This window comes from uncultured Flavobacterium sp. (genome assembly GCF_937967675.1).
GTDB lineage: Bacteria > Bacteroidota > Bacteroidia > Flavobacteriales > Flavobacteriaceae > Flavobacterium.
Map to the genome: position 1 here is coordinate 1 of NZ_CALBSN010000001.1, position 21,566 is coordinate 21,566.

At 32.6% G+C, this 21,566-nt stretch carries 22 protein-coding genes; 6 read left to right on the forward strand and 16 right to left on the reverse strand.

Annotated elements, in window-relative coordinates; genetic code table 11:
- A partial coding sequence (locus Q0075_RS00005) for an IMP dehydrogenase (RefSeq protein WP_297867720.1) occupies window positions 1-749 on the forward strand: 749 nt, incomplete at its 5' end.
- A gap of 73 nt (window positions 750-822) precedes the next feature.
- Here Q0075_RS00005 and Q0075_RS00010 read toward each other — a convergent pair.
- The 11 genes from Q0075_RS00010 to Q0075_RS00060 form a co-directional block, all read right to left on the reverse strand.
- A complete protein-coding gene (locus tag Q0075_RS00010; protein ID WP_297867721.1) occupies window positions 823-1,332 on the reverse strand; it encodes a CAP domain-containing protein in 510 nt (169 codons plus the stop codon).
- A gap of 1 nt (window position 1,333) precedes the next feature.
- Window positions 1,334-1,537: a hypothetical protein gene (locus Q0075_RS00015; RefSeq protein ID WP_297867722.1), complete on the reverse strand. Its 204-nt coding sequence runs from the start codon at window positions 1,535-1,537 to the stop codon at window positions 1,334-1,336.
- A gap of 122 nt (window positions 1,538-1,659) precedes the next feature.
- A complete protein-coding gene (locus tag Q0075_RS00020; RefSeq protein WP_297867723.1) occupies window positions 1,660-2,463 on the reverse strand; it encodes a hypothetical protein in 804 nt (267 codons plus the stop codon).
- Between the two features lie 106 nt (window positions 2,464-2,569).
- Window positions 2,570-2,875 carry a GIY-YIG nuclease family protein gene (locus tag Q0075_RS00025; RefSeq protein ID WP_297867724.1) on the reverse strand — a complete coding sequence of 102 codons (306 nt, stop codon included), beginning with the start codon at window positions 2,873-2,875 and terminating at the stop codon, window positions 2,570-2,572.
- Between the two features lie 85 nt (window positions 2,876-2,960).
- A complete protein-coding gene (locus Q0075_RS00030; protein ID WP_297867725.1) occupies window positions 2,961-5,198 on the reverse strand; it encodes a cation:proton antiporter in 2,238 nt (745 codons plus the stop codon).
- A 74-nt stretch (window positions 5,199-5,272) separates the two neighbouring features.
- A complete protein-coding gene (locus Q0075_RS00035) occupies window positions 5,273-6,049 on the reverse strand; it encodes a polysaccharide deacetylase family protein (RefSeq protein WP_297867726.1) in 777 nt (258 codons plus the stop codon).
- Window positions 6,050-6,051: 2 nt separating this feature from the next.
- Window positions 6,052-6,660 (reverse strand): hypothetical protein, encoded by a 609-nt coding sequence (locus Q0075_RS00040; protein ID WP_291110206.1) that lies wholly within the window; start codon window positions 6,658-6,660, stop codon window positions 6,052-6,054.
- A 45-nt stretch (window positions 6,661-6,705) separates the two neighbouring features.
- Entirely contained in the window at window positions 6,706-8,049 is a 1,344-nt protein-coding gene (gene purB, locus Q0075_RS00045) for an adenylosuccinate lyase (protein WP_297867727.1), read from the reverse strand.
- A 56-nt stretch (window positions 8,050-8,105) separates the two neighbouring features.
- Window positions 8,106-8,813 carry an NAD-dependent deacylase gene (locus tag Q0075_RS00050; RefSeq protein ID WP_297867728.1) on the reverse strand — a complete coding sequence of 236 codons (708 nt, stop codon included), beginning with the start codon at window positions 8,811-8,813 and terminating at the stop codon, window positions 8,106-8,108.
- 58 nt (window positions 8,814-8,871) lie between these two features.
- Window positions 8,872-9,657 carry an anti-sigma factor gene (locus Q0075_RS00055; RefSeq protein WP_297867729.1) on the reverse strand — a complete coding sequence of 262 codons (786 nt, stop codon included), beginning with the start codon at window positions 9,655-9,657 and terminating at the stop codon, window positions 8,872-8,874.
- A complete protein-coding gene (locus tag Q0075_RS00060) occupies window positions 9,650-10,180 on the reverse strand; it encodes a sigma-70 family RNA polymerase sigma factor (protein ID WP_297867730.1) in 531 nt (176 codons plus the stop codon). The genes Q0075_RS00055 and Q0075_RS00060 overlap by 8 nt, the downstream gene beginning before the upstream one ends.
- A 55-nt stretch (window positions 10,181-10,235) precedes the next feature.
- On the opposite strand from Q0075_RS00060, the gene Q0075_RS00065 reads away from it, so the two are divergent.
- Complete coding sequence (locus tag Q0075_RS00065) at window positions 10,236-10,913, forward strand: RNA methyltransferase (protein ID WP_297867731.1); 678 nt, start codon at window positions 10,236-10,238, stop codon at window positions 10,911-10,913.
- 1 nt (window position 10,914) lies between these two features.
- Here Q0075_RS00065 and Q0075_RS00070 read toward each other — a convergent pair whose 3' ends face one another.
- The gene (locus tag Q0075_RS00070) at window positions 10,915-11,688 is read right to left on the reverse strand and encodes a carboxypeptidase-like regulatory domain-containing protein (RefSeq protein ID WP_297867732.1); all 774 of its coding nucleotides are present in this window, start codon (window positions 11,686-11,688) and stop codon (window positions 10,915-10,917) included.
- A gap of 86 nt (window positions 11,689-11,774) precedes the next feature.
- Entirely contained in the window at window positions 11,775-13,664 is a 1,890-nt protein-coding gene (locus Q0075_RS00075; protein ID WP_291106719.1) for a DEAD/DEAH box helicase, read from the reverse strand.
- 182 nt (window positions 13,665-13,846) lie between these two features.
- On the opposite strand from Q0075_RS00075, the gene Q0075_RS00080 reads away from it, so the two are divergent.
- Window positions 13,847-14,461 (forward strand): trimeric intracellular cation channel family protein, encoded by a 615-nt coding sequence (locus Q0075_RS00080; RefSeq protein WP_297867733.1) that lies wholly within the window; start codon window positions 13,847-13,849, stop codon window positions 14,459-14,461.
- Here the strand turns inward: Q0075_RS00080 and Q0075_RS00085 are convergent.
- Entirely contained in the window at window positions 14,430-15,011 is a 582-nt protein-coding gene (locus tag Q0075_RS00085; RefSeq protein ID WP_297867734.1) for a non-canonical purine NTP diphosphatase, read from the reverse strand. The two genes, Q0075_RS00080 and Q0075_RS00085, sit on opposite strands and share 32 nt — an antisense overlap.
- Window positions 15,012-15,259: 248 nt before the next feature.
- On the opposite strand from Q0075_RS00085, the gene Q0075_RS00090 reads away from it, so the two are divergent.
- Window positions 15,260-16,519 (forward strand): pyridoxal phosphate-dependent aminotransferase family protein, encoded by a 1,260-nt coding sequence (locus tag Q0075_RS00090; RefSeq protein ID WP_297867735.1) that lies wholly within the window; start codon window positions 15,260-15,262, stop codon window positions 16,517-16,519.
- Between the two features lie 47 nt (window positions 16,520-16,566).
- On the opposite strand, the gene Q0075_RS00095 is transcribed toward Q0075_RS00090, so the two are convergent.
- Window positions 16,567-17,685 (reverse strand): GTP cyclohydrolase, encoded by a 1,119-nt coding sequence (locus Q0075_RS00095; protein ID WP_297867736.1) that lies wholly within the window; start codon window positions 17,683-17,685, stop codon window positions 16,567-16,569.
- Between the two features lies 1 nt (window position 17,686).
- Window positions 17,687-18,655, reverse strand: coding sequence for a transporter (locus Q0075_RS00100; RefSeq protein WP_297867737.1), 969 nt, complete (start codon window positions 18,653-18,655; stop codon window positions 17,687-17,689).
- Window positions 18,656-18,762: 107 nt separating this feature from the next.
- Between Q0075_RS00100 and Q0075_RS00105 the strand changes: the two genes are divergently transcribed.
- Both Q0075_RS00105 and Q0075_RS00110 read left to right on the forward strand, forming a co-directional pair.
- The gene (locus Q0075_RS00105; protein WP_291106706.1) at window positions 18,763-19,017 is read left to right on the forward strand and encodes a DUF4834 domain-containing protein; all 255 of its coding nucleotides are present in this window, start codon (window positions 18,763-18,765) and stop codon (window positions 19,015-19,017) included.
- A gap of 84 nt (window positions 19,018-19,101) precedes the next feature.
- On the forward strand, window positions 19,102-21,537 hold the full coding sequence (locus Q0075_RS00110) for a YfhO family protein (protein WP_297867738.1): 2,436 nt from the start codon (window positions 19,102-19,104) through the stop codon (window positions 21,535-21,537).
- Window positions 21,538-21,566: the final 29 nt, after the last annotated feature.

Consider the following 21,566-nt stretch of genomic DNA (forward strand, 5'->3'; position numbering starts at 1 on the left):
ATGCTGGAGTTGATGCTGTAATTATTGATACCGCTCACGGACATACAAAAGGTGTGGTAGATGTATTAAAAGCAGTAAAAGCAAAATTTCCAGAATTAGATGTAGTTGTGGGTAATATTGCAACTCCAGAAGCAGCTTTATACTTAGCTCAAAATGGAGCTGATGCGGTGAAAGTTGGAATTGGTCCAGGTTCGATTTGTACAACGCGAGTTGTGGCCGGAGTTGGATTTCCTCAATTTTCAGCTGTTTTAGAAGTAGCTGCTGCATTAAGAGGTTCAGGAGTACCAGTTATTGCTGATGGTGGAATTCGTTACACAGGAGATATTCCAAAAGCGATTGCTGCAGGTGCTGATTGTGTGATGTTAGGTTCGTTATTAGCAGGAACAAAAGAATCTCCAGGAGAAACCATTATTTTTGAAGGAAGAAAATTCAAATCATATCGTGGAATGGGTTCTGTTGAAGCGATGCAAGAAGGTTCAAAAGACCGTTATTTCCAAGATGTAGAAGATGATGTGAAGAAATTAGTTCCAGAAGGAATTGTAGGTCGTGTGCCTTACAAAGGAGAATTAAACGAAAGCATGCAACAATTCATAGGTGGTTTAAGAGCCGGAATGGGTTATTGTGGTGCAAAAGATATTCCAACCTTACAAGAAACTGGGCGTTTCATTAGAATCACGGCGAGTGGAATTGGCGAAAGTCATCCACACAACGTAACGATTACAAAAGAAGCTCCGAATTATTCGAGATAGTTTTGGTGTTCAGTGATCAGTCACAGTGTTCAGTAAAAATAGAAACCTGATAGTTGTTAGCTATCAGGTTTTTTTATTTTGCTCCAAACAGTTGCACGGCATAAATTTTCTTGTTTTCCCAATCGATGCTAAAACCGATATCGGTATAGAAATATTTATGTTCTATCATGTTTTTGTAATGATTGGGTGATTTTTTCCACAGATTGAACATTTTTAAGGCTAAAGTGTCTAAATCAGTTTCAGAGTAAACTTGGTCTTTAATTCCTGTGAACAATAAGTTTTCACCCACTAAAACAAACGAATTTCCGCCATAAAAAGACACGCGTTCTTTTGGACTTTGCTTTTTTACATCGGATTGTTCGTGCGTTAAAGTTTGAGCTTTTGCTATGTATTTGGCATAGTCGTCTGCAGCTTTTTTTAAATAAGCATCCAAACCAAGTACTTTTCTGTCGTTATTAGAACGTTCTTCGTTTACTAATTGATACACTTTTGTTTTCAGTTTTTCTAAATCAATTTTGTTTTGATTTTGGCTGAAACTTAAAGTGGAAAGTAGGAGTAGGAATAGGGTGATTTGGGGTTTCATGTTAGTTGGAGATTAGTTCTTGCTTTAATTTATCCAAAGTGATTTCTTTGAAATTTAAATCAAATTCACTTTTGGAATTTTTATCTATATAAAACGAATCAAACATGATTTTATTTCCTGAATTAGCATAAACAACAACTTTTATTTTTCCAATAATTTTAGTTTTATTCAAATATGTATCAAATTGACCTAAATTATAGTTCAAAAGTGATTGATTATTTTGGTAAATCAAATTGAAAGAAAAATATTTAAGGTCTTGATTAGTGTTTTTAAAAGTTATTTCTTTCTCAACTTCATAAGCTAAAATTTTATCGATGTTAATCCAACCTAATTTGTCTCTGATGTGAAAGAATAAATTTGATTTTGGTTTTCATAAAAATTGTGCCTTACAATTTCTTCTTCTTTTGTTAAGTTTTGATCTTCTAATACTATTGCCCACTCACTATTTGATTCTATTAATGCTTCAATACTTTTTTTATTATCCTCATTTATAATTTTTAAATACTTAAGGGAATCTCTTTTTTTAACAATTTCAAGACTATCTATTGCAACTCTTTTTTTGAACTTGTCTGGAATATTCTCATATTTCCATTTGCCAGATTTAAAATATTCCAAATTTCTTACAATGTCGGATATTTCAGTATGTATTTTATTCTCACTCAATTCCCAACTAAAAATGGAATCATTATTGTTATAATAAATGTTACTCTCTGCTAATGGTTTATTTGGAATTGTAACATCATAAGATTTGCCTTTTTTGATTTTCAATTGTTTATCGCCTTCTTTAAAATTAATGTAAAACATTCCAGAAGATTCTAATAATTCGTCTTTATCAGTTACAGTTGACAAACCATTTAAAATCATATCTTTTTTTGAATAAAACTCTTTTAATTCAAAAGTGATTTTTCCGTTCGTGTAATTTTCAAACAAATCTTTTGTAATCCAAACCTTTGTTCCTTCTTTTCCAGAAATTAAAGTGTCTTTTTTAAGTACAAACTCAAAATTTTGTAATTTATCTGTTTTTAATTGGGAAGAAATTGCAATCGAATTTTCTTCAATTGGTAAAGATGTTTTTTCTTTTTGACAAGATAACATTACAATTGAGAAGATAAGGATGTAAATAGTTTTCATAAAGTTGGTTTTGAAAGAAAAATCAAGTTTTGTGCCAAAATCTTAATAAATTCTTAAAATTTAAACACAACATTAAACTCATAGTCATTGCGAGGAACGAAGCAATCTAAATATTCATTATGTCGATTATTTCGTCATACAAGTCATTCCAAGTTGGATTTATACTATTAATTAATTTTTCTTTTGTAGCTCGATTGCCCGCTTTCAATTGTTTTTCTCTTCCAATTGCATCACCAATCATTTGAAACTGTTCGTAGTAAACTAATTTATTTAAGTTGTAACGGGCAGAAAATGAATTTTCATAACGTTTTTGTTTATGTTCTTCAATTCGTTGTGGTAAATTAGAAGTAACACCAATATAAAGTACTGTATTGTTTTTGTTCGTTATGATATAAATAAATCCTGGTTTCATGGCTTACATTTTTATGATTGAGTTGAGATTGCTTCGAGATTGCTTCGTTCCTCGCAAAGACGTTGCGTTGAGGTTTGTGTTGATTTTATTGTTTCAAAAACTCATTAATCTTTTTTCTATCACCTGCAATCCATAAAATATCATCAGATTCTAAAATCCAATGCGATTCTGGGTTTAGGATACGTTTTCCGTTGCGTTCGATACCTACTATGATGCCGTGCGTTTTTTCTCTAATTTGTGATTCTCGGATGCTTTTTCCGATGCAAACACGGTTTTTAAGTTCTAATTGTTGTAAGATGATGTCTTCTTTTTCTGTTGCTTCTGGAGCATCTATTTCGTGTTTATCTAGGTAATTCTTAAATAATTTTACTTGTTCGTCCGTACCAATTACGTTGATTTCGTCACCAGGAAATAAGCGTTCGGTTCTAATAGGAATATTAATCGTTACATCACCACGTTTAATAGAAGCAATATTGATTCCGAATTGTTCTCTAATTTTTAATTCTTCTAAGGTTTTGCCAGCTAAATTCGATTCTTTGGCAATAACAAAATCCGCCATGTGACCATCCCAAGGTGATAGCACATTCTGACGTTTGTTAGCTTCTTTTGTTAATTCTCTATCGTTGAAATTTCTCAAGAAATGGCTTTCAATTTTGTTGTAAAACGCATGTAATCGCTTTGGGAATAAAATGTACGACACAATTCCAATTACTAATGCAATAATAGCGATTACTGGAGAGAAAAATTCATTCAACACAAATCCCATATAGAAAAGAGAAAGCGCAATTCTAAAGAAGACTAAGACAATAATCGGACCTTGGTATTTTCTGACTTGCATTAATTCTTGCACTTGTTCTACGGCCACTCTTCTAAGCGATAATGCCCATAAAAAAGGAGATAAAATTACAACCGTTATTAATGCTGCAATGGCATTTCCAAAGCGAGAATCTTCAACTAATGGCAGAATATATTTCGACGAAAGTAAAATAATCGCCACAATAATAATCGAGTGAATAATTACTTGAGTTAAATACGCTTTTAATACGATTTGCCAAGTACTTACCGATTTAATCGCTTCGGTATTGGCGCTGTAACGTTCGATTTTTTTTACCCAACGTCTTGGTAATTTTTTCTCTAAATATGACGAAAATGGTGTAGAAAATTTCACCATGAAAGGCGTTGTAAAGGTTGTGATAGCAGAAACCGCAACCACAATTGGATATAAGAAATCGCTCGTTACATTTAACGTCATTCCTAATGTAGCGATGATGAACGAAAACTCGCCAATTTGCGACAAACTCATTCCAGTTTGAATGGATTGTTTTAGCGGTTGTCCCGAAAACAGAGCGCCTATGGTAGCACTTAATGATTGTCCTAAGATAACGACCAACGTTAAAATGGCTACAGGAAATCCATATTTTATTAACATTTCAGGATCTATCAACATACCAACCGATACGAAGAAAACCGCACCAAATAAATCTTTTACAGGTTTTACCAAATGTTCAATGTGTTCCGCTTGTGTGGTTTCGGCAATAATCGAACCCATGATAAACGCACCAAGAGCAGGGGAGAAGCCTACATTAGCTGCAAATAAAACCATCAATAAACACAAAGCCAATGAAACAATTAGCAACATTTCATCGGTTAATAAGTGCTTAGCTTTTTTAAGAAATGTTGGGATAAAGAAAATTCCTGCTACAAACCAAATGGTTAAAAAGAACACCAATTTTAAAACGGATTGAAACAATTCAGTTCCTGAGAATTGCTGACTCACCGCAACGGTTGATAATAAAACCATCATTAAAATAGCTAAAATATCTTGTACAATCAACGCTCCAATTACATTTCCAGCGAATTTTTGTGTTTTTACACCTAATTCGTCAAAAGTTTTTAAGATGATGGTTGTGGAAGAAATGGATAAAATGACACCTAAAAACAAGCTGTTCATTTTACCCCAATCCATTAGTTGCCCAACGAAATAACCCAAAGCTACCATTGAAATAATTTGGGTCAATGCTGTTATAGAGGCAGTTCCACCGACTTTCATTAGTTTTTTGAAACTAAATTCGAGACCAAGACTAAACAAGAGGAAAATAACTCCAATTTCTGCCCAAACTTTTACACTGTTCATGTCTTTAACCGTAGGGAAGAAATCGAATTCGCTTCCAGCTAAAAATCCAGCAACTAAATACCCTAAAACTAACGGCTGTTTTAAGATTCTAAAAATAAGTACTGCAATAGCAGCTGTTACAAGAATTAGCCCTAAATCGCTAATTAAATTGGGTAAATGAACAGTAGAAGTGGAAAGTAATATTGGCATAGAATTGAATTTTTACTAAAATAGTGAAAAGTGATCGGTTTTCAAAATTTCAATTCTTTATGCACTTAATTTTATTATTTTTTTAACGAATTTAGTTCTTGAAGTGTGTAAAATTTCATTTGGTTTGAAACCACAAATTGACAAATCATTTCTAATGTTTTTACATCTACTTCATATTCATTAGTTGCTTTGTTAACTGGTTTGTGTCCGTAGAAAACGACTATTTTATTGTGTTTTTTTGCGTAATTTAAAACTTTAGTTAAGTAGTTTAAACTAAAATGCTCGTAATTGCTGTCAATTCCAATTCCGTATGCTAATCGAGTTCCGTTATAGAAATTAGCATTATCCGCTACTTTTTTGCCGCCATTTGCAGTTCCTCTTATGATTTCGAAGTGTTTTTGTAATTCGTAGTCTAACGTTTGTGTTTTGGCTCCAAATGGATAGGCAAACGATTTAATTTCGATACCTTCTTTTTTAAACGCTTCAATTAATGGAAAAATTTCAATCGCTAAATATTGCTGTTTGTTGTTTTTCTTAGCGAATTCTTTTGCATTGAGATGACGAAATCCGTGACCTGCAATTTCGTGTCCTTTGGTTTGTAGTTCTTTAAGGTTAGAAATATCAGTAGAAGTAAGTTTTTCAAAATTACTTACGCAAAAAGTCGCTTTCCAATTGTATTTTGCGAGTTGCACATCCGCTTCTTTCCATTCGTTGACGAAGTAATCGTCAAAAGTAATGACAACACCCGCTTTGGAATTTGTAGTTTTGGTTTTAGTAGACGAACAAGAATAAAAGAAAAAAACTATCAGTAAACTAATGGAGATTAATTTTATAATGATAGGCTTTGGCATGTTTAAATGATATAAAATACAGTGTCGATAAAAAACAAAAAACCATTTTGAGTTAATACATTTTCATCATGTAAATCTTCTAAAATAATTCCATAATTTCTATTGATATAATCATAATTTCTTGAGTTTTCAAATCCATTACTCAACATAAATTGCTTTACTAATTCTAAATCTGTTTTATCAGTTGCTTTTACAAATGGTTGTTCTACAACAGCATATAAAATATTTTCATTCTTATAAAAACCTAAAAGTTTATAAGCCGTGTCAGAAAAGAAATAATTATTTAACAATAAATTATTAAGGTAATCAATCCAAGAAGTATAATATATGGAATCGTTTAGCTTGAGAACACTTTTGTCATCTTTTAAATATACTTTCTGTTCTGCACCTTGAGAAATGTAATTTTCAAGATTAATGTTTTCGACCCAAAATTTATTTTGTTCAATAAATTCAATTAAACTCTTTGTTTCTTTTTCTTTGAAGTACTTATCTTCTTTAACCAAATTACTTGTTGCTTCGCTTCTTCTAAGGAAACTAATGACTGTTTGGATAAAATCTCCATGCTTAACTTGGCTCTTTCCTGAAAGGATATGTTGTATTTCATCATTCACAAGTTTAGATTAAAATGATAATCAAATATAAAGAAAATTTTGAAATTAAATCCCCAAATAATTACTAGGTGTAATTTGCATTAATTCGGCTCTCACTTCTTCTGAAACGTTTAATGTTCCGATGAAATTGTGAATCGCTTCTTTGTTAATTACAGTATTAGTTCTGGTTAAGTCTTTCAAAGCTTCGTATGGATTTGGATAGCCTTCACGGCGTAAAATTGTTTGAATTGCTTCTGCAACAACTGCCCAGTTTTTCTCTAAATCTTCTGCGAATTTGTCTTCGTTTAATAACAATTTGTTCAATCCTTTTAAAGTCGCTTCAAATGCGATTAAGGTGTGTCCCATTGGAACTCCAATATTACGTAAAACCGTACTATCTGTTAAATCGCGTTGTAATCTTGAAAGTGGTAATTTTGCTGATAAATGTTCGAAAATTGCATTAGCAATTCCTAAATTTCCTTCCGAATTTTCAAAATCAATTGGATTAACTTTATGTGGCATGGCAGAAGAACCAATTTCCCCTGCTTTGATTTTTTGTTTGAAATAATCCATTGAAACATAGGTCCAAATGTCTCTGTCTAAATCGATTAAAATCGTATTAATGCGTTTTAAAGCATCAAAAAAGGCTGCAAAATGGTCGTAATGTTCAATTTGTGTCGTTGGGAATGAATGGTGTAACCCTAAACTGTTTTCTACGAAATCGGTTCCAAATTTTTTCCAATCTGTGTTTGGATACGCTACTTTGTGTGCGTTGTAATTTCCGGTAGCACCACCAAATTTAGCAGCAAACGGAACATTGAATAACAAACGCATTTGCTCTTCTAAACGTTCTACGAAAACTAAAATTTCTTTTCCTAAACGAGTAGGAGAAGCTGGTTGTCCGTGTGTTCTGGCTAACATTGGAACGTCTTTCCATTCCATTGCTAATTCTTTCAATTTTGCAATTACGCTTACTAAACTTGGTAAATATACATTCTCAAATGCTTCTTTAGTAGAAAGCGGAATCGCTGTATTGTTGATATCTTGAGAAGTCAATCCAAAATGGATAAACTCTTTAAATTCTTGTAATCCTAAACCGTCGAATTTCGATTTAATGAAATATTCTACCGCTTTTACATCGTGATTCGTTGTTTTTTCGGTTTCTTTAATCCAAAGGGCATCTTCGGTAGAAAAGTTTTTGTAAATCGCTCTTAAAGAATCGTAAATTGATTTGTCAATTTTGGCTAATTGAGGTACATCAGCCTCGCGCAAAGCAATAAAATATTCAACCTCTACCAAAACGCGGTATTTAATTAAGGCTTCTTCAGAAAAATAAGGAGATAATGAAATAGTTTTGCTTCTATAACGACCATCAATTGGCGAAATAGCATTTAATTCTGTTAATTGCATTTTGTTGTGTGTTGTTTAAAGAAGTGCAAATATAATAAGAAGTTAGAAGTTAGAAGTTAGAAGTCAGAAGTTTTTTGGATAGAATTTACTAATTCCTCTTTCACAATTTTCATTCCTTCAACTGCGGTTAATGGCAAGACTTTCAATTCATTTGGTAAATCGTAAATTGTGGCTGGATTGGGATCTATGTAGTACACAGGAACATTTTGGTCTACATAATTCATCAAACCAGCTGCAGGATATACTTGTAATGAAGTTCCGATGATGATTAAAATATCAGCAGTTTCTACAATGTCAATAGCATGTTCAATCATAGGAACATCTTCGCCAAACCAAACAATGTGTGGTCGCAATTGATTACCTTCTAAGTCTAAATCGCCTAAAATTAAATCGTGTTTCCAATCGATTACAAAATCTTCGTTTGAAATGCTTCGCACTTTTAATAATTCGCCATGGAGATGAATAACTTTGTTACTTCCTGCTCTTTCGTGTAAATCGTCAACGTTTTGGGTTATGATGTGTATGTCGAAATGTGCTTCTAATTCGGCTAGAATTTCGTGAGCTTTGTTCGGTTTAACCGTTAAAAGTTGGGCTCTTCTTTTGTTATAAAAGTCTAAGACTAATTCTGGATTTTTTTTCCAACCCAAAGGAGAAGCGACTTCCATAATATCATGACCTTCCCATAAGCCATCAGCATCACGAAATGTTTTAATACCGCTTTCAGCACTAATTCCGGCGCCTGTTAATACTACAATTTTTTTCATTTTCTTTTCTTTTGCAATTTTTATAAAAGTAAAATGCGTCCATACAGACGCATTTTGATTATACTTTTCCTAAGGTATAAAGTTGTTCTAGTGTTGGACTAGCGCTTCCACCAGCTGGTTCTAACGTAATTCCGAACGCTTGTGGAGATTCCGCATTTTCTACTTTTATAACCTTGGTTGAGCTTGTTGCATAAGAGTCAAGTAAACCAATGCTTGTTGGTGTTAAAACAGGCTCTAACTGCAACGACCATACTTGATAAACCATTCCTTTTGGCGGTTCTGGTAATCCAGATGCGTCAATGTAAACCGTTTTTGTAGTTTTGTTGTAATAGGCTTTAGCAAAAGCTTCGGGAGCTACTTGTTGTCCAGCTAGAGTAATAGAAATATTGCTTGTATCTCTTAAAATAGCTAAAACTTCTTCTGATTCTTTTTTCTTCAGTTTTAAATCAACAATTGACTCTTGTAATAAGTTTTTCTCTGTCGAAACATTATTCAAGGTTTCATTTGTTTGGTTTAATTTATAAAATTGAAGTCCGAAACCAACTACTAAAACAGCAGCAGCAACCCAACCTGTGTATTGTGCCCAATTTGTTTTAGGTTTCATTTCGATTACTTTGTTTCTTCCTAATAATTCGGCTCTGATTTTCTCAAAATTAGTAGCAGATAGGTGAGGTGCAACACTATACGACAAATTAATTACCGTATTTTCGATAGCTTTTATTTCTTCTTTTACTTCAGGATGTTCTGCTGCCATTTGGTTGACTTCCGCAATTTCTTCTTCAGAAAGTTTTCCAAATACATACAATTCTAATATTCCTGATTCGATATATTCTCTACTATTCATTGATCATCAGTCTTAATTCATTCATACAATTTCTATTTTGAGTTTTTACCGTTCCTAATGGAATTTCCAACTCTTCCGATGCTTCTTGCTGTGTATATCCTTTAAAAAACAATAAATCGATTAATTGGATACACTTAGGTTTTAATTTTTTGATGAATTCTTTAATTCCTATCGCATCTATTTTATTGATTGTCTTCGCATTGTCATCTAACAGATGTACGAAATTATCAGCAGATAAGTTTTTCTGGCTATTGTTAAAGGTTTTAGAACGTAATTTATCGATGGAAGAATTACGAGCAATATTTAACATCCAAGTGTACAATCGGCCTTTTGAAGTATTATACGAATCAATGTTTTTCCAAATCTTTACAAATACTTCCTGAAGCACATCTTCAGCTTCTTCTTTGTCTTTGATTAAATTAAAAATGATACCATACAAACTCTTGGCATAGTTGTCATAAAGTAATGTAAATGACCTATCGTCTTTTTTAAGTAATAGGGGTAAAAGTTCTTCTTGTGTCATGCAATTTTCTTTTTTTTGTCTAAAATAATAAAAAAAGTAGTATTATTTTTGTGGTATGGAGAAATTTAATCAAGAGTTGTTAACATATTTAGAAGGTTTTCTAACTGAAAATAGAAAAGAAGGCTTTTTACGTGTTTTAAAAAATAGAACTAAGCATTTCACGATTGCTATGGAAGATGTGTATCAATTGCACAATACTAGTGCGGTAATGCGTAGTTGCGAAGTTTTTGGAATACAAGAATTGAATGTGATTGAACAGAAGTTTGGTAAACGAATTGATACTGAAATTGCCATGGGCGCTCAAAAATGGGTAGATGTGAATCGATTTAATACGGTTCAAAGTTGCATTGATGCAAAGAGAGCGCAAGGATATCAAATCATAGCTACAACACCGCATAATGATTCGTGTTTGTTACATGAATTTGATATTGAAAAACCTTCTGCTATATTTTTTGGAACCGAAAAAAACGGACTTTCTGAAGAAGTGATTGAACAAGCGGATGGTTTTCTGAAAATTCCTATGGTAGGTTATACCGAAAGTTTGAATATTTCGGTTTCTGCTGCCATTATTATTCAAGATGTGACAAATCGCTTAAGACAATCTAATATCAATTGGCAATTATCGGAAGAAGAAATATTAGAAAAACGTTTAGATTGGACTCGAAAATCAATTAAAGATATCGATTTTATTGAAAATAAATTTTACGAAATCAAACAAAGTGCTGTAAAATAAACTATTTGTTCTTTTTTAATATTTTGTAATCTTCATAGCATGCACTAATAGCATCCATAATTTGTAAGTCGTTTGCTGTTTGAATAAAATATTCTGAATAATTACAGTTTTGAAGGATTAAAGGAATGTCGTCTTTGTTTATTTCAAGTAATGCAGCTAGAGTTTCTCTGTCAAATTTTGTAGCCAAAAGATTTCGTACTGTATCGTCTTTTTTCATTGCTTTAAGCTTTTTCATTTCTCTAGGTCTTTTTCCAAAGATATTATACAAGAAATCAGCAGGATTAGATATTGAGCCGAGTACTTTGGCAATAGCACCAGGTTTGTAATCACCACCTTCATATCCAGCTTTTAATCCAGATATACTATAACGATAAGCATCATCAGTAACAGGTATTAGTTTTGTATCAACCTCTACGTAGCCAGTTAAATTATATTTAGCAACAATAACTTCATCTAGAACATAAGCTTTTTCAGTTAAGTATATTTTAGTTGGATTTTGTTTTATCCAATCGTTGGTAACTTTTACTTTAACTGTTTCGAATCCAATATATGTAAATAATAATGTATCATTTACTTTAGCACTTATTTCAAAGATTCCGCTGGGAGAAGTAACAGTTCCTTTAACACGAGAGGCATTCACAACGTGAACATTACCCATAGGAAGTTTGGTATCGTTGTGAATAACTGTTCCTTTAATGTTTTTTACTAGTGTATCATTTTGTGAAAAACAATTAAAAGAATAAAAGAGGAATAAAAAAACTACAAAATATTTCATGCTTATTTTAACTGATTCAAAAATACGAATCTAAAGATGATATTTTGTAGTTTTTTATAAATTTATAAGAAAATTAACGAAAATCGTTAGCTTCTTCTTGGTCTTCTTGGTCTTGATGAATCTCCAGCACTTTCAGCGCGTCTTGGAGCTCTGTCAGAAAATCCGCCTTCTCTTCTTGGAGCCGAACTGCTTCTTTCTCCTCTAAAACCTCCATCTCTTCTTGGAGCCGAACCTCTATCGCTTCTGAAACCACCTTCTCTTCCACCTTCTCTTCTTGAAGATGATCCGCTTCTTTCACCTCTAAATCCGCCTTCACGTCTTCCGCCACCAGAATTTCTTCCGTTATGATCGCGTCTTCCGCCACCGTCGTTTTTAGAAATTTCAACGTTGATTCTACGACCGTTCATGTCATATCCGTTAAGAATAGACATTACTTTGTCAGTATGCTCACCATCTGTATTAAAGAAAGAGAAACCTTCTTTTACGTCTACTTTGAAAACGTCATCTCTGCCTAAATCTAAAGTTTCTTTGATGAAATCTTTTAATTGCATCCAATCGAAATCGTCTCTAGCACCTATGTTGATGAAATAACGAACTGGGTCACCCGCTCTAATTTCTCTTGGTTCAGAACTTCTTTCTCTATCACTTCCTCTTTCTCCTGTTAAATCACGTTTCGATTTGTAATAGTTGATGAATCTATTAAATTCAACAGAAACCATTTTCTTAATTAATTCTTCTTTAGATAAACCATCTAAAACTTCATTAATTGCAGGTAAATAAGTATCAATATCATGATCAACTTCAGTATCTTTAATCTTATTTGCTAAGTGTAATAACTGAATTTCGCAGATTTCAATTCCTGATGGGATTGTTTTTTCTTCAAATTTTTGTTTGATGATACGTTCAATAGAGTGGATTTTTCTCAATTCACTTTTAGTAACGATTACAATTGAAGTTCCTAATTTTCCAGCTCTACCTGTTCTACCTGAACGGTGATTGTACGTTTCAATCTCATCTGGTAATTGATAATTTACTACGTGAGTAACATTATCAACGTCAATTCCACGAGCCGCAACGTCTGTAGCAACTAGCATTTGAATTTGACGACCTCTAAATGATTTCATTACACCATCACGTTGTGCTTGCGATAAATCACCATGTAAAGCTGCAGCATTATAACCATCTTCGATTAATTTTTCAGCAACTGCTTGTGTATCACGTTTTGTTCTACAGAAAACCACAGAAAAAATGTCTGGATTAGCATCTGCTAAACGTTTTAAAGCTTCGTAACGGTCTCTGGCGTTTACTACATAATATTCGTGAGAAACTGTAGCTGAACCTGAATTTTTATGTCCAACCGTAATTTCTTCTGGGTTTGACATGAACTGTTTAGCAATACGCGCAACTTCAGCTGGCATAGTTGCAGAGAATAACCAAGTGTTTTTCTCGTCTGGTGTGTCCGATAAAATGGAACAAATGTCTTCGTAGAATCCCATGTTTAACATCTCATCTGCCTCGTCTAAGATACAAAAATCGATGTTTTTAATGTTTACAAGACCTCTGTTAATCATGTCTTGCATTCTACCTGGTGTAGCCACAATAATTTGTGCACCACGTTTCACTTCTCTAGCTTGTTCTGTAATGCTTGCACCACCATAAACAGCTACGGTATGTAAACCTTTAATGTACTTAGAGTACAATTTAATTTCGTTGGTGATTTGTAAGCATAACTCACGCGTTGGCGATAAAATTAATGCCTGTGTATTTCTGTTTTCAGCATCAATTTTTTGAATTAGTGGAAAACCAAAAGCTGCGGTTTTTCCTGTTCCTGTTTGCGCTAAGGCTACTAAGTCTGTGTTTTGTTCCAATAGTACTGGAATCGCTTTTTCTTGTACTTCTGACGGATTCTCAAATCCTAGATCTTTAATCGCCAGCAGTAGCGACTCATTCAATCCTAATTGTTCAAATTTATTCATATATTATTTTAAATTGGGTGCAAAGGTACGCTTTAAAAGTTAGATTAACTAATTTGTTACTAATTGATTTTCAATTTGTTATGTTTTTAGTCTTTTTTACAGATTTTATAAAATATGTTTTATAGTTAAATTTGGGATAGAAAAATTGCAAAATGAAGTACTTTTGTAGGAAATGAGACGATATGTTTGAACTATTAGACGTTATTGGAACTTTAGTGTTTGCTATTTCGGGTGCTTTGACTGCTATTTATAAGAAATTAGACTTATTTGGTGTGTATTGTATCGCTTTTGTCACTGCTTTAGGTGGAGGAACAGTTCGTGATGTAATGATTGGACGAACACCTGTCGGCTGGATGTTAGATATTGATTATGTTTACATCATTACTATAGGTTTTCTACTTTCTATAATATTCAATCGGTATTTAGAGCGTTTGCGTATTTCGATGTTTTTATTTGATACGATTGGATTAGGGGTTTTTACTTTAATCGGTTTAGAAAAAGGAATTGAGTATGGATTAAGTCCGGTTGTTTGTGTGATTTTAGGAACTTTAACAGCGACTTTTGGAGGTGTTATTCGCGATATTTTATGTAATGAAATTCCGGTTTTGTTCCGAAAGGAAATTTATGCTACGCTTTGTATAGCAGGTGGAATTTTATTCTTCTTATTACAAAAGTTGGAAATATCAGATGACGTAATATCGCCGATAGTAGCCATTTTTATTATTACATTCCGATTAATTGCTTTTAAATATAACTGGAGTTTGCCTATTGGTTCTGTTTTTGTAAAAAAAGAATAAGTTCATTTACGGCAATTCCTCTGTGGCTAATTATTGATTTTTCTTCCATAGTCAGTTCAGCAAAGGTTTTAGAATAGCCATCTGCAACAAAAATAGGATCGTAACCAAAACCGTTTGTTCCAATTTTTTTTTCAATGATTTTTCCATTGATGATTCCGGTAAATAAGTTTTGATTACCATTCAAATTTAAAGCAATAACGGTTTTAAAATTAGCTTTTCGATTCGATTTATCTTTCAATTTCGATAAAAGTTTATCCATATTATCGTTGGCATCTTTTTGTTCGCCTGCATAGCGAGCTGAATAAACTCCAGGCGCACCATTTAAAGCTTCTACTTCTAAACCTGTATCATCTGCAAAACAATCATAACCATATTTTTCGGTAACGTAATTGGCTTTTAAAATTGCATTTCCTTCAATGGTATCAGCGGTTTCTGGAATATCTTCTGTGCAGCCAATTTCTTCTAAACTTAGAATTTGAAAGGTGTTTGGAACTAAAGCCTGAATTTCCTGAATTTTATTTTTGTTGTTGGATGCGAATACAAGTTTCATGAAAAATGATTTTAAAAAACAAAGATACGAAATGTATAAAAAGCAAAAAGTCGAGGTGGAGCCCCCGACTTTTAAGGTGAACGTGTAACCACATTTCTGTGTCGTTCGGTGCAAAGGTAATTGCATTTATTGATTTACCAAGCTTTTTTGATTTTTTATTTTATTACTAAATTTTTTTAGTCGTAAAATTTATAATAAAAACTTTTTTCTTTATACTTTTGCTTCGTTTTTAACACCTATTATATATCATGGTAAAAGATTTATTCGAAAGAATTCAAAACAATAAAGGTCCGTTAGGAAAATGGGCTTCACAAGCAGAAGGATATTATGTATTTCCAAAACTAGAAGGTGAGTTAGGTCCAAGAATGAAATTTCATGGAAAAGATATTTTAAATTGGAGTTTAAATGATTATTTAGGATTAGCTAATCATCCAGAAGTTAGAAAAGCTGATGCTGATGCGGCAGTTCAATATGGAGCGGCTTATCCAATGGGAGCTCGTATGATGAGTGGTCATACAAAATATCACGAACAATTAGAAAATGAATTAGCAGCTTTCGTAATGAAAGAATCGGCTTATTTGTTAAACTTTGGGTACCAAGGAATGGTGTCTATCATCGATGCATTGGTTTCTAAAAATGATATTATTGTTTATGACGTAGATTCTCATGCTTGTATTATTGACGGTGTGCGTTTGCATATGGGGAAACGTTTTACCTACAAACACAATGATTTAGAAAGTATGGAGAAAAACCTTCAGAGAGCAACTAAAATGGCTGAAGAAACTGGAGGTGGAATCTTATTCATTACTGAAGGCGTTTTTGGAATGCGTGGCCAACAAGGAAAATTAAAAGAGATTGTTGCCTTGAAGAAAAAATACAACTTCCGCTTATTAGTTGATGATGCGCATGGCTTTGGTACATTGGGTAAAACTGGAGCTGGAGCAGGAGAAGAGCAAGGTTGTCAAGATGGAATTGATGTGTATTTCTCAACTTTTGCAAAATCAATGGCAAATATTGGAGCATTCGTAGCAGCTGACAAAGATGTTATCGATTATTTAAAATACAATTTACGTTCTCAAATGTTTGCAAAAGCATTACCAATGATTCAAACTATTGGTTCATTAAAACGTTTGGAGTTATTACGTAATTCATCTGAAATAAAAGATAAATTATGGGTAAATGTAAATGCATTGCAAAACGGATTAAAAGAAAGAGGATTTAACATTGGTGATACCAACACTTGTATTACTCCGGTATATTTAGAGGGGTCTATTCCTGAAGCTATGGTTATGGTAAATGACTTACGTGAAAACTATGGAATTTTCCTTTCTATTGTAGTATATCCTGTAATTCCAAAAGGAATTATTTTGTTAAGAATGATTCCTACTGCTTCGCATACTTTAGAAGATATCAACGAAACGTTAGCTGCTTTTGAAGCTATCCGTGAAAAATTAGTAAACGGAACATATGCTAAAATTGCAGAAGTAAATGTTCAAAATGTAGAGTAATTTATTTCTATATAAAATTAAAAGGGATTCAGATTGAATCCCTTTTTTTATAATTCTTTTTTGTAGGTTCTTCTCCTCTTGTTAATTTTTGAATTAAAATGTTTCCATAAATTGTGAATAGCATGATTTTCCTCTAACTCAGGAGTTCTTATGCAAGTTTCAATACCTTTTGCTAAGCAAACTTTGTAATATTCATCAAAAATGATGGCGGTAATTCCTTTGCTTTGATATTCTGGAGTTATGCCGATTAGATAGAAAACAATTTCTTTCGAATATTTTCTGGCTTGTAACAAATGATAAAATCCAATAGGAAAAAGTTTTCCGTTTGCTTTTCTTAATGCTTGAGCAAAACCAGGCATTACTATCGCAAATGCAATCATGTTGTCGTTTTTATCTAATATAAATTTTATGTACTCCGGATTAATGAAACTGATGTATTTCTTTTTAAAATATGCCTTTTGGATATCATTAATAGGCACAAATGATTGTAATTTGGCATAAGATTCGTTAAACAAATCAAACATTTTGTCAACATAAGGCATTATGTCTTTTGTTTTTGTAAAATTTAAGCTGCGTAATTCATATCTTTTTTTGATAAGTTCACTGGCTTTTTGAAAAGGTTCAGGATTTATGCCTTTAAATGAAAAATCACTTTCAATATATTCCTTTTCTTTTACAAATCCAAGTTGTTCAAAATGAGTGATGTAGTAGGGTTGGCTGTACCAAGTAATCATATTGCCTAATTGATCAAAGCCCTCACTAAGAATTCCTACTTTATCTAAATTAGAAAATCCCATAGGACCTTCCATATGGTCCATATTGTGTTTACGACCTAATTCTTCTACTTTGTTTATAAGGGCTTTGGTTACTTCAATATCATCAATGGCATCAAACCAACCAAATCGGGTTTTCTTTTTACCTAATATTTTTACTTCTTCCCAATTAATGATTGCGGCAATTTTACCAACAATTTTATTGTTTTTGTAAGCTAAATAAAAATGGGCTTCTGCCGATTGAAGTGCTGGATTCTTTGTTTTATCAAACGTTTCCAATTCTTCAGCTATGATGGGCGGAATCCAATATGGATTGTTTTTGTACAATTCGAAAGAAAACATTACGTAATCTTTCATTTCTTTTTTAGTTAAGGCTTCTTTAATTGTTATCATTTTATTCTACTGCATCTTTTCTTTTCTTAGCTTCTTTTTCAGCTTTCTTTTTTACCTTTTTATCCGTTTTGCTTTCGGTTCCAGGTTTTGCAATTTGAACTTCTTCATATTTATCAGCAAAACGCCAAGAAAAACCAATTCCAGCATTTAAAATACTAGGAGTATCTTTAATGTTTTTGCCTAATGAGGCATCTATTTGCATGTTTTTATCAAACAAAAATGCTGCTCCAATTCTAAAAACACCATCACTATAATAATCACCCATATAGCCTTGATTTTCAATAAAACCAGACCATTTTGCATTAAAACCTCTAGTTAATGTTAAAATATAGTTGATAGAAGCAAAATCGGTTCCTATTTTATCGTAAGTTAAGTTAGTCACCAAAACCCATCTTCCTCCAAAATGATTTTGAGCAATTGCTGTTACTTTTGGACTAAAACTAGGTTCTTTTATAGCTGCTGGAGCATAATTAAAAGGATTATCTCCGACACTAAAGTTAGCGCCAGCATACATTGAAAAAGCCGGAATAAATTGTCTCCATTTGAAACGGTGATTGGCTTTCCAACTGTATAAGTTAGGTTTTTCTTCATAATTTTTAAAAGGATCGTAAATCAAATATTTAGCCCCTAATGTTAATTGTTTAAAACCATTTCTCTTTTCTTCGAAATTACCCGAAGTAAGTTTGTCATTTTGATATTGAATTTCTCCAATAATTTCTAATTCTTCTTTCCAAACACCATAACGAATAGCTAATTCACCCATAAAGCCCTTAGCTTGATATCCCAATAAATTGTGATCTTCTGAAACATAGGTAACTCCAGTTTCTGTTTGAATAATTGTTTTACCAACCGCAAAAGCCATCATCGATTTTCCTGGACGATTTGAATTGATTTCATCTGTAAATTGTCCAAACGAAATTTGAGAGGTTATCCCTAAGATTAATATAAAAAGTGCTTGAATTGATTTCATACAAAAAGATTTATCTCCAAAAATAGTTATTTTATCATAATTTTATGAAACAATTTTGAAGTTTTCCCAACCAATATCTGTATTTTTGAATTTTAAAATTTATTAGCATGGAAATGGCTTCATTTACAGGATTGATAAAAACCCTATTTTATATCATTCTGTTTTATTATCTGTTTAAGTTTGCAGTTCGAATTTTTGCTCCAATTTTAATGCAAAAGGCTGTAAACAAGATGCAAGAAAAAATGCAAGAACAGTACAGACAACAACAAGAACAATACAATAACGCCTCTCAATCGACAAAAACAACTCCAAAACCAAAAAAAGAAGTAGGAGAATACATCGATTACGAAGAAGTGAAATAATTGTTAGTTTAAAACATTACCTTAAAGGATATTATTACAATATCCTTTTTTTAGTTACTTTAGCACCTTATTTATAGCATTAATATGAAGAACATAAAAGCATTCTATCCGCATTTATTAGTTGTAGTTGGATTTATCTTAGTTTCACTATTTTATTTTTATCCCGTTTTAAAAGGAGAAAAAATTTTTCAATCCGATATCGTTCAATATACCGGAATGGCAAAAGAGCAAATCGATTTTAGAAAAGAAACAGGTGAGGAGCCTTATTGGACGAATAGTGCTTTCGGAGGAATGCCGACGTATCAATTAGGAGCAAAATATCCAAATGACGTTATCGGAATGTTGGATGATGCTTTACGTTTTTTACCTCGTCCAGCGGATTATTTATTCCTTTATTTCTTAGGGTTTTATGTGTTGTTGATGGTGTTAAAAGTAGATCCGTTAAAAGCGTTTTTCGGAGCTTTAGCCTTTGGACTTTCAACGTATTTGATTATTATTTTAGGTGTTGGGCACAATGCAAAAGCACATGCAATAGCTTATATGCCAATGGTAGTTGCTGGAGTTTTATTGGTGTTCCAACGGAAATATATTGCAGGAGGCTTATTAACTATGGTGGCTGCTGCTTTAGAAATTAATGCAAATCACTTCCAAATGACGTATTATTTATTGCTTTTATTGGCAATAATTGCGGTTTATTATGTCGTAATTGCAATTAAGAATAAGGAATTTAAAGAGTTAGGAAAGATATTTGGAGTATTTGCTATCGCAGGAATTTTAGCCATTGGAGCCAATGCAACCAATTTAATGGCGACTTCAGAATATGCTAAGTTTTCAACACGTAATAATAGTGAATTAACTTTCAATCCAGATGGTTCGCCAAAAACGGATAGTAATGCGATGTCCTATGACTACATTACTGAATACAGCTATGGAGTTGCAGAAAGTTTAAATTTAATTGCACCTGGACTTTTCGGAGGTTCCAATAATGAAAATTTAGGAATTGAATCGGAAACCTATCAAAATTTTGTAGCACAAGGCTATCCAGCTGATCAAGTGCAAGGATTTGTAGAACACGCACCTGCTTATTGGGGTGATCAGCCTATTGTTGCGGCACCAGCATATATTGGAGTAGTTGTGTTTTTCTTATTCATAATGGCATTTTTTGTTGAAAAACGAAATATTAAATACTTATTTTTAGCTGGAGCGATATTTTCATTATTCTTGTCTTGGGGTAAGAATTTCAGTATTTTGACTGATTTCTTTATCAATTATGTGCCTTTATATAATAAGTTCAGAGCGGTTTCTTCTATACAAGTAATTTTAGAATTGTGTGTGCCTGCTTTAGCTATTGTAGGTTTGTACCAATTTTTCAAACAAGACGAAAAAGCAAAATGGAATGCATTGTGGAAATCAGGAGCTATTACTTTCGGACTTTTAGTGGTTTTATTTTTAATTAAAGGAATGTTTGATTTCTCATCAGCTAACGATGCAATGTATGCACAAGCGTATGGAGATGATTTTATTAGAACATTAAAAATAGATAGAGCTGCTTTGTATACTTCTGATGTTTTGCGTTCGATGTTGTTTGTGGGACTTACTTTTGCTGTTTTATTTCTTTTTGTGAAAAACCTGATGAAAGAAACTACAGCGATTATCTTAGTTGGAGTTTTAATGGTTTTCGACTTGTTTATGGTAGACAAACGTTATGTAAGCAATAATCCAGACCAATTCAAAAGCGCAAGAGAGGTAGATATGCCATTTGAACCTACAGAAGCCGACCAAAGAATTTTAGCCGATACTTCACATTTCCGAGTTTTTGAGGTAGAAGGAGGAATGAGTAGTGCTAGAACATCGTTTTTCCATAAATCAATTGGTGGTTATCATGCCGCGAAACCAAGAAGAATGCAACAATTATTCGACTACCAAATCGCTAAAAATAACGTTCGTGTGCTAAACATGTTAAACGTAAAATACGTCATCCAATCCGATGAAAACGGACAAAAATTAGCTTTAGCCAATCCAGCAGCAAATGGAAATGCTTGGTTTGTAGAGAAAATTAAGTTTGTGAATTCTGCCAATGAAGAAATGAAAGCGTTGGATAGTTTGGATAATAAAAAAGTTGCAGTAATCAATAATCCTGACTTTGGACCATTTTTTAAGCCAGTATTTAAAAAAGATTATGTACTTGATTCACTTGCTCAAATTAAATTAGTAAGCTATAAGCCAAATTATTTAAAATATATTTCTAATAATTCTAATGAAGGAATAGCCGTTTTCTCTGAAATGTATTACGAAAATGGATGGAATGTTTATATAGATGGGGAAAGAGATTCAATGTTAAGAGTAAACTACGTTTTAAGAGGTTTGCAAATTCCAGCAGGAAAACACACTATCGAATTCAAATTTGAACCAGAAGTAGTAAAAACAGGAAGTACTATTGCTTTAATGAGTTCAATCGGAATGCTTTTATTGATTGGAGCTGGAGTTTATTTTGAGAGAAAGAAAAAGATTGAAGATTAACGATTTTTGATTTTTGAACTTGAATTTGT

Bases quoted from the DNA above. Each gene is read 5' to 3' on its own strand.
- Q0075_RS00025 (WP_297867724.1), bottom strand. From the start codon at position 2,875: ATGAAACCAGGATTTATTTATATCATAACGAACAAAAACAATACAGTA.
- Q0075_RS00080 (WP_297867733.1), top strand. From the start codon at position 13,847: ATGTTTGAACTATTAGACGTTATTGGAACTTTAGTGTTTGCTATTTCG.
- Q0075_RS00070 (WP_297867732.1), bottom strand. From the start codon at position 11,688: ATGAAATATTTTGTAGTTTTTTTATTCCTCTTTTATTCTTTTAATTGT.
- Q0075_RS00055 (WP_297867729.1), bottom strand. From the start codon at position 9,657: ATGAATAGTAGAGAATATATCGAATCAGGAATATTAGAATTGTATGTA.
- Q0075_RS00105 (WP_291106706.1), top strand. From the start codon at position 18,763: ATGGAAATGGCTTCATTTACAGGATTGATAAAAACCCTATTTTATATC.
- Q0075_RS00035 (WP_297867726.1), bottom strand. From the start codon at position 6,049: ATGCCAAAGCCTATCATTATAAAATTAATCTCCATTAGTTTACTGATA.
- Q0075_RS00060 (WP_297867730.1), bottom strand. From the start codon at position 10,180: ATGACACAAGAAGAACTTTTACCCCTATTACTTAAAAAAGACGATAGG.
- Q0075_RS00100 (WP_297867737.1), bottom strand. From the start codon at position 18,655: ATGAAATCAATTCAAGCACTTTTTATATTAATCTTAGGGATAACCTCT.
- Q0075_RS00095 (WP_297867736.1), bottom strand. From the start codon at position 17,685: ATGATAACAATTAAAGAAGCCTTAACTAAAAAAGAAATGAAAGATTAC.
- Q0075_RS00110 (WP_297867738.1), top strand. From the start codon at position 19,102: ATGAAGAACATAAAAGCATTCTATCCGCATTTATTAGTTGTAGTTGGA.
- Q0075_RS00050 (WP_297867728.1), bottom strand. From the start codon at position 8,813: ATGAAAAAAATTGTAGTATTAACAGGCGCCGGAATTAGTGCTGAAAGC.
- Q0075_RS00030 (WP_297867725.1), bottom strand. From the start codon at position 5,198: ATGCCAATATTACTTTCCACTTCTACTGTTCATTTACCCAATTTAATT.
- Q0075_RS00090 (WP_297867735.1), top strand. From the start codon at position 15,260: ATGGTAAAAGATTTATTCGAAAGAATTCAAAACAATAAAGGTCCGTTA.
- Q0075_RS00085 (WP_297867734.1), bottom strand. From the start codon at position 15,011: ATGAAACTTGTATTCGCATCCAACAACAAAAATAAAATTCAGGAAATT.
- Q0075_RS00020 (WP_297867723.1), bottom strand. From the start codon at position 2,463: ATGAAAACTATTTACATCCTTATCTTCTCAATTGTAATGTTATCTTGT.
- Q0075_RS00065 (WP_297867731.1), top strand. From the start codon at position 10,236: ATGGAGAAATTTAATCAAGAGTTGTTAACATATTTAGAAGGTTTTCTA.
- purB (WP_297867727.1), bottom strand. From the start codon at position 8,049: ATGCAATTAACAGAATTAAATGCTATTTCGCCAATTGATGGTCGTTAT.
- Q0075_RS00075 (WP_291106719.1), bottom strand. From the start codon at position 13,664: ATGAATAAATTTGAACAATTAGGATTGAATGAGTCGCTACTGCTGGCG.
- Q0075_RS00010 (WP_297867721.1), bottom strand. From the start codon at position 1,332: ATGAAACCCCAAATCACCCTATTCCTACTCCTACTTTCCACTTTAAGT.